The organism is Prevotella aff. ruminicola Tc2-24 (assembly GCF_900110895.1).
Lineage (GTDB): Bacteria > Bacteroidota > Bacteroidia > Bacteroidales > Bacteroidaceae > Prevotella.
This window is the reverse complement of the sequence record NZ_FOIQ01000004.1, coordinates 139058-155010: the sequence shown is the minus strand read 5'-3', so window position 1 is coordinate 155010 and position 15953 is coordinate 139058. Positions and strand designations below refer to the sequence as shown.

Here is a 15953-nt window from a genome sequence, read left to right as displayed (position 1 = left end):
TTGATAGTTTATAGTAAAATGAAGATATTATTGTTAGGAAGTGGCGGACGTGAGCACGCCTTAGCATGGAAAATCGCTCAGAGCAACAAGTGTGAGAAACTGTATATCGCCCCAGGCAACGCGGGCACCTCTGACTGCGGCGAGAACATCGCCATGAAGGCCGATGATTTCGAGGCCATCAAGCAGTTCGTGGCAGAGAAGCGCGTCGACATGGTGGTGGTAGGTCCTGAAGATCCATTGGTAAAGGGTATCTACGACGACCTGAAGAACGACCCGCGCACCAAAGACGTGCCTGTGATAGGTCCTTCGAAGGCTGGTGCCGTGCTCGAGGGCTCGAAGGATTTCGCTAAGGGTTTCATGCAGCGTCACAACATCCCTACAGCCCGCTATCAGACCTTCGACGGTGAGCATCTGGAGGAGGGACTGCGGTTTCTGGAGACGCTCGAGGCACCTTACGTGCTGAAGGCCGACGGTCTCTGCGCTGGTAAGGGTGTTCTCATCCTCCCCACCCTCGAGGAGGCCAGGAAAGAGTTGAAGGAGATGCTGGGCGGTATGTTCGGCACAGCCTCGGCACAGGTGGTCATCGAGGAGTTCCTCAGCGGTATCGAATGTTCTGTGTTCGTACTGACTGACGGACAGCACTATAAGATACTACCCGAAGCTAAGGACTATAAGCGTATCGGTGAGCACGACACAGGTCTGAACACTGGCGGCATGGGCAGCGTCACCCCCGTACCTTTCGCCACCAAGGAGTGGATGCAGAAGGTGGAGGACCGTATCATCCGTCCTACCGTCGAGGGTCTGGCCGCTGAGCATATCGACTATAAGGGCTTCATCTTCTTCGGACTGATCAACGTGAAGGGCGAGCCAATGGTCATCGAATACAACTGTCGTATGGGCGACCCTGAGACGGAGAGCGTCATGCTCCGTCTGAAGAGCGACATCGTCGACCTGTTCGAGGGTGTGGCCGAAGGGAACCTCGACCAGCGCACCATCGAGTTTGATCCGCGCTCGGCCGTATGTGTTATGATGGTGAGCGGCGGTTATCCGCAGGCATACCAGAAGGGCTATCCCATCACGGGCATCGACCAGGTGAAAGGCTCTATCGTCTTCCACAGCGGCACGGCCATGAAGGACGGACAGGTGGTGACTGCCGGTGGGCGCGTCATCGCGGTATCTTCATACGGCAAGGACAAGGCCGAGGCATTGCAGAAATCCTTCGAGGAAGCACAGAAGATACAATTTACAGACAAGTATTTCCGTCGTGACATCGGAGCCGACCTGTAGACCATGAAACGGTTACAGAACCAGATAGCAGGAAGCCGCTATACCCTTCCCGTCACCATGATCTACGGGGCGTTGGTATGGTTGTTGGCAGGACTCATACAGCATCAGTGGTGGTTACAGTTCGCCCTCTTCAACGTGGCGGCACTGCTCATGCTGGAGTTTACCAACATCAACGTGCTGATTCGTATCTACAGTCGTTCGGTATCCTCGGCATTCGTCATGCTGTCGTGCGCGGCTGTCTTCCTGTTTCCCTCAACGGCAGGAGCCGCCATACAACTTATCCTCATCGCGTCGCTGATTACCTTGTTCAGATGCTATCAGGACAAGGTGTCGACGGGCTGGACGTTTTACGCGTTCCTTTGTCTCGGACTGGCTAGCGTCATCGACATCCACGTCGTCTATCTGCTGCCTGCCTACTGGATCATCATGGCATGGCATCTCTATTCCATGAGCTGGCGCACGTTCCTAGCATCCATTCTCGGACTGATCGCGCCCTACTGGTTCATGCTGGCGTGGCTGTTCTTCCTGGGCGAGGAAGGGTGGCCGTTAGCAGGGGCACACTTCGCTGCTCTCGGCGATGTGATGTTCCCCATCGACTATACAGTGCTGTCGCTGCCGAGAATCTTGTTCTTCGTCCTGATGGTGGGACTGGGCATCACGGGGACAGTGCACTTCGTACGCACCAGTTCACGTGATAAGATCAGAACCCGTCAGTTGTACTATAGCTTTATCCTGTTGGGAACGGTGGCCATCCTCCTGTTGGCGCTACAGCCTCAACTCTACGATCTCATGATACGCGTCCTGCTGATCACGACCAGTCCGCTGATAGGACACTTCGTGGCACTGACCTCCACTAAGGTGACCAACATCGCGTTCCTCACTATCGTCGCTGTGGTACTGGCACTCACCGTCTACTGTCTATGGATGTAATCATCACCTTCCTGAGCCAGTACGGCTACTGGGGCATGCTACTGGCGGCCTTCCTGGCTGGCAGTTTCTTTCCGTTCTCCAGTGAGGCCGTCATGATAGGCTTGATGGCCACAGGACTCGACCCCTGGGGACTGATGGTCTATGGCACTATCGGCAACGTGCTGGGCAGCATCCTCAACTACAGCGTGGGAAGGATGGGAAGGATGGAATGGATAGAGAGATACCTGCACGTGAAGAAGGAAAGTCTGGAGAAGGCGCATCGCATGCTGGCAGGCCGCGGTGCCTGGATGGGCTTCTTCGCATTCCTGCCTGTGCTGGGCAGTGCCATCACCATCGCATTGGGACTGATGCGCTCGAACATCGTCATCACGTTCATAGCCATCACATTGGGTAAGATATTCCGCTATATCCTCCTGATCGAGGGCGCTGGTTTGTTTATGTAAGTTAATTATCAGTATCCGTTCTATATTTTCGATAATAATTCGTACCTTTGCCCGTAATTTTATGAATAAACGATAAAACAAGAAATCAATCATATGAGACAATTCTTTGCAGAGCAAAACGGTCGTGCCAGCTATAGACTGGTGGACAATGTGCTTGGATGGCTCACATTTCTGATAGCAGCCGTCGTCTATTGCTCTACGATCGAACCGACAGCCAGCTTCTGGGACTGTCCGGAGTTTATCACAACAGGTTATAAACTGGAGATCGGCCATCCCCCTGGGGCTCCTTTCTTCATGCTGACGGCCAACCTCTTCTCGCAGTTTGCCAGTGACGCCACTCAAGTGGCACGCATGGTGAACACGATGAGCGCCCTGCTCTCGGCCACCTGTATCCTGTTCCTGTTCTGGAGTATCACCCATCTGACACGTCGTCTGCTCATCAGCAACTGGAATGAGCTGACATTGCCCAAGATGATAGCCATCGAGGCCTCTGGTCTTGTGGGAGCATTGATCTACACCTTCAGTGACACGTTCTGGTTCTCTGCTGTCGAAGGCGAGGTTTATGCTTACTCCTCTGCTTTCACGGCCGTTGTATTCTGGCTGATCCTCAAATGGGACGACCATGCCGACGAGCCTCACTCAGACCGTTGGCTGATTCTCATCATGTACATGACAGGACTCTCTATCGGTGTACACCTGCTGAACCTACTGTGTGTGCCTGCCATCGGCCTCGTATGGTACTATCGCCGATTCCCGAATGCCAACCTCAAGGGCTCGCTGATTGCACTGGCCATCTCGCTCGTCATCCTGGCAGCCGTGCTGTATGGTGTCGTACCTGGTATTATCACCGTAGGCGGCTGGTTCGAGCTGTTCTTCGTCAACACCCTCGGCCTACCGTTCAATACTGGTGAGATCATCTATATTATCCTGCTCGTCGCCTGCGTCATCTGGGCCGTCTACGAGACACAGACCCAGAAGCACAGTCTGAAGATACAGAACATCGCCTTCCTGCTGGCCGTTGGTATGCTCGGCATCCCGTTCTACGGCTGGGGCTGGTCGGCATTCATCATCGGCGTCATCGTATTGGCAGTCCTGTGGTTCGTCCTGCAGATGAAGAGAGACAAGGTCGCCCTCATCAGCGCACGTATCAAGAACACCACGCTACTCTGTATGCTGATGCTGATGATCGGCTACTCGACATACGCCCTGATTGTGATCCGCTCCTCGGCTAACCCGCCGATGGACCAGAACTCGCCAGAGGATATCTTCACTCTGGGCGACTACCTCGGACGCGACCAGTATGGACAGCGCCCACTGCTTTACGGACAGGCCTACACCTCACAGGTGGCCCTGACTACCGACGGTCAGTACTGTCGGCCCGTCATGTCGAAGGGCAAGCCCGTCTACCAACGTAAGGAGAAGGCATCGGCCAATGAGAAGGACTCATACTTCGTGGTACGTACGAAGGATGAATACAAATACGCCCAGAACATGCTCTTCCCACGTATGTATGATGCAGGTCATGCCTCAGCCTACGAGTCATGGATGGGCGGTGTCGACGGTACGGAAGTGCCTTACGACCGCTGCGGCGAACCCATGACCGTGAAGATGCCCACACAACTGGAGAACATCCGATTCTTCCTGAGCTACCAGTGTAACTTCATGTACTGGCGTTACTTCATGTGGAACTTCGCTGGTCGACAGAACGATATCCAGGGCAACGGAGAACTGGAGCACGGTAACTGGATCACTGGTATCCCCTTCATCGACAACGTACGTCTGGGCGACCAGTCATTGCTACCTGACGACCTGAAGGAGAACAAGGGTCATAACGTGTTCTACTGCATGCCGCTCATCCTGGGTCTCCTCGGCCTCTTCTGGCAGGCATGGTACACCCGCAGGCGCAAGGAGATGGTCAACGGCACGGAGAAGACGGTGGACGACCCCATCGGCATCCGCCAGTTCTGGGTGGTGTTCTTCCTCTTCTTCATGACAGGACTCGCCATCGTCATCTACCTGAACCAGACACCTATGCAGCCACGCGAGCGCGACTACGCCTATGCAGGCTCGTTCTATGCCTTCGCGATCTGGTGCGGTATGGGTGTGGCCGCCATCATCAACTGGCTCACGAGAAAGCTCCAGCTGACAGGTAAACAGGGAGAGACCATCATCGCCGCTATTGTAGGTATCGTCTGCCTCATCGTCCCCATCCAGATGGCCTCCCAGACATGGGATGACCACGACCGCTCTGGTCGCTACTGCTGCCGTGACTTCGGACAGAACTACCTGATGACGCTCCAGGAAGAAGGTAACCCCGTCATTTTCACCAATGGCGACAACGACACCTTCCCCCTGTGGTATAACCAGGATACGGAGGGTGTACGCACGGATGCCCGTGTCTGCAACCTCTCCTATCTGCAGACAGATTGGTACATCGACCAGATGGTCCGTCCTGCATACAACTCGCCATCACTACCTATCACATGGAACCGTCTCGAATACTGTGCAGGCACCAACGAATATGTACAGGTAGACCCGTCGCTCAAGGAACAGGTGCTCCAGCTCTATCGTGAGCAGCCTGAGGCAGCCCGCAAGCAGTTTGGCGACGAGCCCTTCGAGCTGAAGAACATCCTGAAGAACTGGGTACGCGCCAAGGAGAAAGAGTTCCACGTCATCCCCACCGATACCATCTATGTGACCATCGACAAGGAGGCTGTGCGTAAGAGTAAGATGATGATGGCCAGCGACTCCATCCCCGACCGCATGGTGATCTCGTTGAAAGGAAAGGGCGCGCTCTACAAAGGCGACCTGATGATGCTCGAGATCATCGCCAATGCCAACTGGACTCGTCCCATCTACGTAGCCACCACCGTAGGTTCTGAGAACTATATGAACCTGGGCGACAACTTCGTACAGGAGGGTCTTGCCAACCGCATCACGCCTTTCACCACGAACGCGCCAGGAGCGAAGAACTTCGACACAGAGAAGACCTATAACAACGTGATGAAGAAGTTCAAATTCGGCGGCATCGAGCAGCCAGGTATCTACCTCGACGAGACCGTCATGCGTATGTGCTACACCCACCGCCGTCTGATGGCCTCCCTGGCCTTGAACCTGATTCAGGAGGGACAGGACGAGAAGGCCAAAGAGGTGCTCGCCAAGAGCGAGAAGGCGATCCCCGACTATAATGTGCCACACGATTTCCAGAGCGGCTCGCTCGATCTGGCACGCGGCTATGCGCTGACAGGTCAGGACAAGAAAGCCCAGCAGCTGATCGACATCCTGTGGAAGAAAGCGTCGCAGTATCTGACATGGTACTACTCGCTCGACGGCATGCGCTTCGAGAGCTCACAGCACGACTGTCTGATACAGCTCTATATCGCAGAACAGTTGCTGCAAGTGCAGGAGACCATCGACAGCGAGAAGGCTAAGAAGATGGATCTGCGTATCCAGCAGCTCACCAAGCAGTTCCATGCCAAGGGTGGCAGATTCGAATATTAAGAGGAAACCAGCATGTTCATAGAACAACCAGCCATCTATCTCCGCTGGCTATATCCCAAAGCCTTCTGGAGGATGAACCGTCGTGAAAGGGCAGTCTATCTGACCTTTGACGACGGTCCTATCCCAGAGGCCACCCCCTTCATCCTTGATACGCTCAAGCAGTTTGATATCAAGGCCACCTTCTTTATGGTGGGCGACAACGTACGGAAATATCCCGACCTGTATGAGCGGATCGTTGCAGAAGGTCATCAGGTAGGCAACCACACCCATAACCATATCAGTGGGTTCCGTCATACCATCAAAGAGTACAACTACAATATCGAGAAGGCCAACGCCTATATCAAGAGCCGCTATTTCCGTCCGCCTCATGGTTGGATGCGCACTGGTCAGTACGCATGGGTCAGCAGGAAGTTCAAGGTGGTCATGTGGGATCTTGTGACACGCGACTATTCTAAGTGGATGACTGCAGAGGATGTGGTGAACAACGTGAAGCACTACGCCCGCAATGGCTCTATCATCACCTTCCACGACTCCCTGAAATCGATAGATAAGCTTCGTACGGCCCTACCAGAGAGTCTTCAGTGGCTGAAGGAAGAGGGCTACATCTTCAAGGTCTTCCCTTAGTCGACCCCAACCCAAGTTAAACTTCTAAACACTATTATAAAAATGAAAAAACTACTTACCATTTCCTTATTTGTATCATTCGCTATGACAATGAATGCCCAGCCCAAGCTAAGTGCCAACAACATCGACGAGGTGCTTCAGGCTATGACCCTTGAAGAGAAAGCCAAACTGCTCGTCGGAGGAGCCAACAATTTCTTTGGTGCAGGAGCCGTCGTAGGCGGTGAGGCAGACCTTGTGGCAGGTGCCGCAGGAACCTCGCCAGCCATTCCCCGTCTCGGCATCCCTGCCACCGTACTGACAGACGGTCCTGCCGGCGTACGTATCGACCCCACACGCAAGGGCACAGACAAGACCTACTATGCCACGGCCTTCCCTATCGGCAGTTGTCTGGCTTCCACCTGGAACACCGAGCTTGTAGGCAAGGTGGGCGAAGCCATCGGTAACGAGACCAAGGAATACCGCTGCGACGTCATCCTCGGCCCTGGCATGAACCTACACCGCAACCCCCTCTGCGGTCGTAACTTCGAATATTACTCCGAAGACCCTCTGCTGACAGGTAAGATCGCCGCCGCCTATATCAACGGTGTGCAGAGTCAGGGCGCAGGCGTCTCGGCCAAGCATTTTGCCGTAAACTCCCAGGAGACAGACCGCACGAGCGTCGACGAGCGCGTCAGTCAGCGTGCCGCCCGTGAGCTCTACCTCCGCGGCTTCGAGATTGCCGTCCGCGAGAGTAACCCCTGGACCATCATGGCCTCGTATAACAAGATCAACGGCGAGTTCTCGATGGGCAACCACGACCTGCTCACCAAGATCCTCCGTGACGACTGGGGCTTCAAAGGAATCGTGATGACCGACTGGATCGGCATCCGCGAGGGACTCCCCACCATCCGTGAGGTACAGGCAGGCAACGACCTCATGGAACCTGGTCAGCCGGCTCAGGTACAGGAGATCATCGACGGTGTAAAAAACGGTAGTCTCGACATCGCCGATGTCGATCGTAACGTGCGCCGCATGCTTGAGTACATTGTCAAAACCCCGAGTTTCCACCAGTATCCCGCCAGCAATGCCCCCGACTTCAAGGCTCATGCTGCCATCACCCGACAGACAGCCGCCGAAGGTATCGTTCTTCTGAAGAATAACGGCACACTGCCTTGGAAGAAAGGTGTAATCAAAACGGTTGCCCTGTTTGGCGAGAACTCCTACGATTTCCTCTCTGGCGGAACAGGTTCTGGCTGTGTTCACCCCCCTTATGTGGTTGACATGCTGGAAGGACTGCAGAATGTAGGCATCAGCTCTTCGCCCACACTCACTGATATCTATCGCAAATACATCGAATATGCCAAGGTGAAGTTCCAAGCCGAGCGCCACCCCGCCAAATGGTACCAGAGTGAGTATTTCGGTCAGCAGAAATATCCTGAGATCGGTATCTCACCCATCGCCGTCAACAATGAAGTAAAGCATGCCGACGCTGCCATCATCACCATCGGACGCCAGGCTGGTGAAGGTGTCGACCGCGACATCGACACGGAGTTCAACCTTATCCCTGAGGAGCGTGCCCTGATCACGGATGTCTGCAACGCTTTCCATGCTGCTGGCAAGCCTGTCATCGTAATCATCAACTCAGGAAGTGTCATCGAGACAGCCTCTTGGAGCGCCTATCCTGATGCTATTCTCTGTGCATGGCAACCTGGCATGGAAGGTGGCAACTCGATTGCCGATCTGCTCACAGGTAAGGTGAACCCCTCTGGAAAGCTTACCATGACATGGCCCATCTCTGCCACTGATCATGCCTCTACGAAGGATTTCCCTGGCAATATTGACTTTTATACTTTCAAGGATATGGCTGCCAACAAGCGTCCTATCCCAGGACATGCCTACACAAACCATGAGGAAGACATCTATGTGGGCTACCGCTATTTCGACACCTTCCAGAAGAATGTAGCCTATCCCTTCGGTTTCGGACTGAGCTACACAACGTTCAGTTTTGCTAAACCTGTGGTGAAGGCCAAAGGAAAAGATGCCGTCGAAGTGTGTGTCACCGTTAAGAATACAGGAAGTATAACGGGTAAAGAGGTGGCTCAGGTCTATGTTCAGGCTCCCAAAGGAAAGCTTGCGAAACCTACTCAAGAACTGAAAGCCTTTGCCAAGACACGTGAGTTGAAGCCTGGCGAGAGCCAGGTTCTCACCATGGTGATTCCTGTGCGCGACCTAGCCAGTTTCGACGAGGCAGGTTCGCAGTGGCTCACAGAAGCTGGCACCTATACGTTCCGTATCGGCAATAGCAGCCGTGACATTACTGCCACAGCGACACTGAAGCTCTCGGAATACACAGAGAAGACAACGAATGCTCTTGCTCCTCAACAGTCACTCAATCTGTTGAAGCAATAAGCATCTGTTCCTATCGTCTGTCGCGTTAATACACGAACAGACGATAGGAACGGATAGAACCAGGTGCCGACTGTTCGGCACGAGGGAGATAATCAAAACCCGTCAGGATCTGTTCACTGCCAAGGTCGATGACCATCAAGTGCGGAAGAGCAGATCCTTTTTCTGTGCGCCAATACGTAGACTCCTGCAGGTCGAACACCTTGTCGGCCGTGTTGTTCCCACGAAGGATATCCTCGCTGTCGGCATACTTCACCGTCCACGCCTCACGACTGATTCGAGCCCCCTGGGCATTGAGGGCATAGACCTCTGCCACGGCCACCTCGTCACCACCCGTCTGGGTGGAGAGCGCCTGAAGAGCGATATAACGTCCCCGTACTGGCTGGTCGAAACGTACGGTCTGCCAACCGTTGCCAGCCACGAACTGACCCTCGGCCACAGGCGTGGCAGAGTTCAGGTCTGGCTTGTCGCCAGGGTTATTATGCGTGCGTGTCTTCTCTATATTCAACTTATCCAGTTCCGGACGGTTCTGTCCGAACAACGTCGGATAGACAGACATCTGTTCCACCTTGGTCTCCTTCGGCCTCCGGAGAAAACGTCCTGCGCGCTTTTTCTTGTTCGCCTTATCCAGAGCCTTCAGAGCCGACGGATAGTAAGCCCGCAGCGATGGCCCCACCACGTCGAGGACGATCACCTCATTCTTTCCCTTCTTAAGCCAGCAGCCAGGCACATAGAGCGTCTGCTGCGGGCCGATAGACCAGAACCGTCCGATGGGATGTCCGTTGACATAGACCTGTCCTTTTCCGAAAGCCTCCATATTCAGATACGTATCACCCACCCTGTTCAACTGGAAATAACCCCGATAGTAGCCAGAGCCTTTGTAAGGAGCAGGCAGCTCGGTCACCTGACCGTTCCCTGCCATCTCATTCCTCATGGCCTTGGCGGTGGCCAGCGCCTTGACAGCCGTCTGATAGTCATCAGGTATCGTCATGATGGTCCAACGGCGCAGGTCCCATGTCAGCTCATGGCCGTCAACCTCGGCAGTGATGGTCACACTCTTAGTGATACCTTTATAGTCCTTGATAGCCCGTCCAAAGTTGATACGCCCCATCGCCTCCAGGAGGATCTTCAGCTCCTGACCTTTCCTGACAGCCGGCAGACGGAGACTCCTCTCATTACGCACACGATCGATCTTGCCGATATAAGTCGTATCGATGAACACCTGAGCATAGTCATGACAATCGTTCAGCGTGAGCACACTCTCCTGCGGAATCTCAGGCAGCACCGTCTGGTAGATCATCGAGCCCCAGCCCTGATCCATCTCCTCCATGGTACGCAGCTCACTGTCCATCACCAGCGAGTCGACACCCAACAAGATGTCAGCCCGTTCCGTCAACTCAAACGGCGGAATACTGATAAGACCGTTAGGGAACGGCGGTCGCTTGGGCAATGGCTCGTCACTGTATTTCTGCAGCACCTCACGCAACTTGACGAACTTCTCCGTCTGAGCACCATGCTCGTTGATGGGCGCATCATAGTCGTAAGAGGTGACATCCGGTGCGAAGCCCGGACTGTTGGCCCCCGCCCAATGTCCGAACGAAGTACCCCCATGAGTCATATAAAGAGAGAAGCTGATGCCCTTCGACAACATCTCGTCGATACCGTCGACCATATCCTTGGCAGGACGCGTCTCATGCCGTGCTCCCCACTTATCGAACCAGCCGCTCCAGAACTCCGAGCACATCTTCGGTGCATCAGGACGGAGTTCACCCAGACGACGGAACTGCTCGTCGATGTTCGCGCCCGTGCCGAAATTCATCGTCCACACCAGATCGTCGAGCCCGTTCTTCTCGAAGTTACTGCTCCAATCGCACTGGAACATCACAGGCGCGCCAGAGCCCCAGGCATCGCGCACCATGTCACGTATCGCAGAGATATAAGGCTTGTCCTCACCATAAGAGCCATATTCGTTCTCCACCTGTACCATGATGATAGGTCCCCCGTTACGGATGCTCAGCGGTGCCAACTGGCGTGCCACCTGCTGCTCGAAGAGCCTGACACGCTCCATGAAGTAAGGATCCTGCTCCCTCAGTCGGATATCCTTCTTCTTCAGCAGCCACCAGGGCAGACCGCCCATCTCCCACTCCGCACAGACATACGGTCCGGGACGCACGATGACATACATCCCGTTCTGCTGGGCCAATCGACAGAACGCTGCCACATCATTATTCTCGGAGAAGTCGAACTGTCCCTCGCGCTGTTCATGGATATTCCAGAACACATAGATGCAGAGCGTGTTCATGCCCAACGACTTACACAGTTGGATACGATGCTCCCAGTAGGCACGCGGGATACGTGGGTAATGCACTTCCGCTGCCTTGATAACGAAAGGCTTGCCGTCAAGGAGGAAGGTCTTGTGGCCCACGGTGAAGTCGGCGGCCCTCATGGTCTGGGGTACGAAGAACATGCCGGCCATCACAACCGACAGTAACACATTTCTGATAAAGAACTTACACGTCATATATTTGTCTTAGCTACAGTTTTCGCATGCAAATTTAGCGTAAAAAAATGACATTGCAGGGAAATTATCAATCATTTATGGTCTTTGATGATGATTTTTGAAGATTTTATTGTACTTTTGCCATACATATGAAGAAACTGACATTACTGATCATGACCTGCCTCGTCATGGGCCAAGTCCAGGCCGAGGACGGTAGTCGACTGTGGCTGCGCTACCAATCTGTCGACAAAGCAAAAGTGAACGGACCCGCATGTATCGCTGCCGACGAGCTGCGGAAGTATTTCCGAGGCGACGAGGTGACCCTTGCCATCGATCCCACCATCGAGGCCGAGGCCTTCAAGATAGAAGGGACGACCATCTCCGCCAAGGACGAGACAGGCCTGCTGTACGGTGCCTACACCCTACTGAGGGAGCCTGCCACCCAAGGCTATCAGAAGCCCTACTTCAAGTACCGTATCCTGAACCACTGGGACAACCTCGACGGCACGATCGAGCGCGGCTATGCTGGTCGTAGCATCTTCTGGGACCTCGACGGCGACCAACCGAAGGCCATCGATGCCGCCCTCGTCAGAGCCTATGCCAGAGCCAACGCCTCGATAGGCATCAACGGCACCGTGCTCAACAATGTCAATGCCTCCCCAAGAATTCTGTCGCCTCTATATATAAATAAGGTGAAAGAGATCGCCGCCATCCTGCGCCCCTACGGTATCAAGGTCTATCTGTCCGTCAACTTCGCCTCGCCGATGGCCCTAGGCGGTCTTCAGACCGCCGACCCCCTGAACGCGAAGGTGAAGACCTGGTGGAAAGCCAAGGCCAAGGAGATTTATCGTGAGATTCCCGACTTCGGCGGCTTCCTCGTGAAAGCCAACTCCGAGGGTCAGCCTGGTCCTGGCGACTACCATAGAACCCATGCCCAGGGTGCCAATATGCTGGCCGATGCCGTGGCCCCCTACGGCGGCATCATCATGTGGCGCTCGTTTGTCTATGGTGCCAACCACAAGGGCGAGGACCGTGTGAAGCAGGCCGTTTCCGAGTTCATCAACGACGACGGACTGTTCCGCTCGAACGTGATCCTCCAGTCCAAGAACGGACCGCTCGACTTCCAGCCGCGCGAGCCCTATGCCCCCATCTTCGACAATATGCACAAGACCCCCCAGATGGCCGAGCTGCAGATCACCCAGGAGTATCTCGGACAGTCGCGCCACCTGGTGTACCTCGCCCCGATGTGGCGCGAGTTCTTCGGCTATGTAGCCCCCGCCCGTCTGGTGGGCGTCGCAGGTGTGGCGAATATCGGCTTAGACAAGAACTGGTGCGGTCATCACTTCTCGCAGGCCAACTGGTATGCCTTCGGTCGTCTGGCCTGGGACCCCACCCTGAAAAGCGAGCAGATCGCCGACGAATGGCTCTCCGCCACGTTCGATATCGACGACAGTCACCGCACCCCGTTGCTCAGCATGATGCTACGCAGTCGTGAGGCCTGCGTCGACTACATGATGCCCTTGGGTCTGCACCATATCTTCAAGTTCGACCACCACTACGGTCCCGAGCCCGACGGCTACATCGCCCACTACCCCCTCGAGTGGTGCCCCGTGTACTACCATCAGGCCGACTCCGCAGGCATCGGTTTCGACCGCAGTCATACCGGCACCGATGCCACCTCGCAGTACCGTGAGCCCTACTGCTCGCTCTACGACGACCTGACCACCTGTCCCGAGCGCTACCTGCTCTGGTTCCATCATGTGCCATGGACCTACCGCACCAACAGCGGCCGCACCCTCATCGATGAGCTGACCTACCGTTACGGCCGTGGAGTCAAAGAGGTGGAGAGCTTCATCGATATCTGGCACAACAGCAAGCCGACCATCGACGAGCAGCGCTGGCAGGAGGTCGACGAGCGCCTGCAGCACCAGTTGGAGAATGCCCGCGAATGGCAGAAGACCTGTCTCGACTACTTCGGCAGCTTCGCCAGGAAATAAAGCCAAGGAATAAAGTCAGGAAATAACACAAAGCCATCAAAACAAACATCCCGCCAGCAACGCTGAGCGGGATGTGTTATTTTCAGATGGTTATCTCCCCAGAGCCTAAGCAACGGTGGTGATGCTCATCGTAGACCACACAGAACTGTCCCGGGGCCACCCCGTGTATCCGTTCCTTGGCATGCACGATATAGCTGCCAGCGCCCGTCTGCTCCAGTGTCGCCGCCAGATAGCCAGGCGTATGCCGGATCTTGAACGTGATCGCCGCCCCCGTCGTCTGCGCACCGAACACCTCGTCCAACGGTCGTGTCAGTGCATGGAAATCATGGATGGGGAAGTCCTGCTTATAAGCTGTCTCGGGGTCGTAGCCATGAGACACGTAGAGGATGTTCCTCTCCACATCCTTCTTGACCACGAACCACGGTCCGCCGCCGAATCCCATACCCTTGCGCTGACCGATGGTATGGAACCACAGACCCTTGTGCTCACCGATGCGCCTGCCCGTCTCCAGCTCTATCACGTCGCCAGGGTTCTCACCCAGGTAGCGCCGTATATAGTCGTTGTAGTTGATCTTCCCTAAGAAGCATATCCCCTGCGAGTCCTTGCGCTTGGCATTGACCAGATGCTCGCGTTCGGCTATCTGGCGCACCTCGTCCTTCACATAATGACCGATGGGAAAGAGCGCCTTCCTCAGTTGCCAGTCGTAGATCTGCGCCAGGAAGTCCGTCTGGTCCTTCACCGGATCCGGACTGGTCACCAGCCATTTGCGTCCCTCGTCGTCTATCTCCGTCTGTGCATAGTGCCCTGTAGCAAAGAGATCGTAGTCGTGTCCGCGCTTCTCCTCGAAGGCACCGAACTTAATCAGTCTGTTGCACATCACATCCGGGTTGGGGGTCAGTCCGGCCCTCACCTTGTCCATCGTGTATCTCGTCACCTGGTCCCAGTACTCACGGTGACAGTCGATCACCTCCAGCCGGCAACCGTACTTATGCGCCACGGCCGTGGCCATCTCCAGGTCCTCCTCACTGGAACAGTCCCATTCCTCTTCCTCCTCCGGACCTATCTTGATATAGAAGCAGTCGGGATGCAGTCCGAGTCGTGCGAACTCGTACACCACCACACTGCTGTCCACGCCGCCCGAGAGCAGCACCGCTATCCGCTTACCTTCCAGTTCGTTGATATTCATGGTGGCAAAGGTACGAACTTTTTTCGTAATTCTTGTTAAAAAACACAAGAAATCCATTGTCCATTCAAAAACAATACATATCTTTGCGATATCAAAATGATATCACATAACAAATAACTAAACGCATAGAATTATGGATCAAAAAGAGTTTACTTTCAAAGGAAGCGTACAGAACGGTTTCCTGATGCTTTTCGCCAACATCGCCATCACAGTCCTGTCAATCATAGGTATCGTCCGTGGCATCATCCTGCTCGACAGCACCAGCGGTGCCACAGGCGGTTGGATGCTTGTCAGCAGCATCATCCTGCTCATCATCAGCCTCATCATGTGGTTCGGCTTCCTGATGCTGGAACCCAACGAGGCCAAGGTGACCACTTGGTTCGGCAAGTACAGCGGCACGTTCGCCCAGACGGGTTTCTTCTGGATCAACCCCTTCTACGGCACGAAGAAGGTGTCGCTCCGCGCTCGTAACCTCGACGCCGAGCCCATCAAGGTCAACGACAAGACGGGCAACCCCGTCATGATCGGTCTAGTGCTCGTATGGAAGCTGAAAGACACCTACAAGGCCCTCTTCGAGGTCGACTCGCAGACGATGGCCTCGAACCCCAACACCGTCGGCTCAGACACCAAGGGACTGATGAACGCCCTCGAGAACTTCGTACGTGTGCAGAGCGACGCTGCCCTGCGCCAGGTGGCGGGCCAGTATGCCTACGACGACGAGGACACGAAGATCGGCGAGCCCACGTTGCGCTCGAGTGCCAACGAGGTGAACGAGCAACTGGAGCAGAAACTCGACGAACGCCTGGCCCTTGCCGGCATCGAGGTGGTCGAGGCACGTATCAACTACCTGGCCTATGCCCCTGAGATCGCTGCCGTGATGCTGCGCCGCCAACAGGCGTCGGCCATCATCACCGCCCGTGAGAAGATCGTCGAGGGTGCTGTCTCGATGGTGAAGATGGCGCTCGACAAACTCTCCAACGAGGCTATCGTCGACCTCGACGACGACAAGAAGGCTGCCATGGTCAGCAACCTGCTCGTGGTGCTCTGTGGCGACGATGCCGCTCAGCCGGTCGTGAACACGGGAACGTTGAATCATTGAT

General features: G+C 55.0%; 10 protein-coding genes. 8 read left to right on the top strand and 2 right to left on the bottom strand.

Annotated elements, in window-relative coordinates:
- The first annotated feature begins 18 nt into the window (after nt 1-18).
- From purD to BMY63_RS08775, 6 genes are all read left to right on the top strand, one after another.
- Nucleotides 19-1287 (top strand): phosphoribosylamine--glycine ligase, encoded by a 1269-nt coding sequence (gene purD, locus BMY63_RS08800; RefSeq protein ID WP_091900930.1) that lies wholly within the window; start codon nt 19-21, stop codon nt 1285-1287.
- A gap of 3 nt (nt 1288-1290) precedes the next feature.
- Nucleotides 1291-2217, top strand: a complete 927-nt coding sequence (locus BMY63_RS08795) for a hypothetical protein (RefSeq protein WP_091916031.1) — start codon at nt 1291-1293, stop codon at nt 2215-2217.
- Nucleotides 2208-2660 carry a YqaA family protein gene (locus BMY63_RS08790; RefSeq protein ID WP_091900932.1) on the top strand — a complete coding sequence of 151 codons (453 nt, stop codon included), beginning with the start codon at nt 2208-2210 and terminating at the stop codon, nt 2658-2660. The genes BMY63_RS08795 and BMY63_RS08790 overlap by 10 nt, the downstream gene beginning before the upstream one ends.
- A gap of 93 nt (nt 2661-2753) precedes the next feature.
- A complete protein-coding gene (locus BMY63_RS08785) occupies nt 2754-6161 on the top strand; it encodes a glycosyltransferase family 117 protein (protein WP_091916029.1) in 3408 nt (1135 codons plus the stop codon).
- Nucleotides 6162-6173: 12 nt separating this feature from the next.
- Nucleotides 6174-6785, top strand: coding sequence for a polysaccharide deacetylase family protein (locus BMY63_RS08780; RefSeq protein WP_091900934.1), 612 nt, complete (start codon nt 6174-6176; stop codon nt 6783-6785).
- A gap of 42 nt (nt 6786-6827) precedes the next feature.
- Nucleotides 6828-9173, top strand: coding sequence for a glycoside hydrolase family 3 C-terminal domain-containing protein (locus BMY63_RS08775; protein ID WP_256218984.1), 2346 nt, complete (start codon nt 6828-6830; stop codon nt 9171-9173).
- Nucleotides 9174-9198: 25 nt separating this feature from the next.
- On the opposite strand, the gene BMY63_RS08770 is transcribed toward BMY63_RS08775, so the two are convergent.
- Nucleotides 9199-11646, bottom strand: coding sequence for a beta-galactosidase (locus tag BMY63_RS08770; RefSeq protein ID WP_371113583.1), 2448 nt, complete (start codon nt 11644-11646; stop codon nt 9199-9201).
- A 173-nt stretch (nt 11647-11819) separates the two neighbouring features.
- Here BMY63_RS08770 and BMY63_RS08765 point away from each other — a divergent pair, with 173 nt between their 5' ends.
- Nucleotides 11820-13667, top strand: a complete 1848-nt coding sequence (locus BMY63_RS08765) for an alpha-glucuronidase (protein WP_091916023.1) — start codon at nt 11820-11822, stop codon at nt 13665-13667.
- An 82-nt stretch (nt 13668-13749) separates the two neighbouring features.
- Here BMY63_RS08765 and mnmA read toward each other — a convergent pair whose 3' ends face one another.
- Nucleotides 13750-14853, bottom strand: a complete 1104-nt coding sequence (gene mnmA / locus BMY63_RS08760; RefSeq protein WP_091916021.1) for a tRNA 2-thiouridine(34) synthase MnmA — start codon at nt 14851-14853, stop codon at nt 13750-13752.
- 133 nt (nt 14854-14986) lie between these two features.
- Here mnmA and BMY63_RS08755 point away from each other — a divergent pair, with 133 nt between their 5' ends.
- Nucleotides 14987-15952 (top strand): SPFH domain-containing protein, encoded by a 966-nt coding sequence (locus BMY63_RS08755; protein WP_091900939.1) that lies wholly within the window; start codon nt 14987-14989, stop codon nt 15950-15952.
- Nucleotide 15953 lies beyond the last annotated feature (1 nt).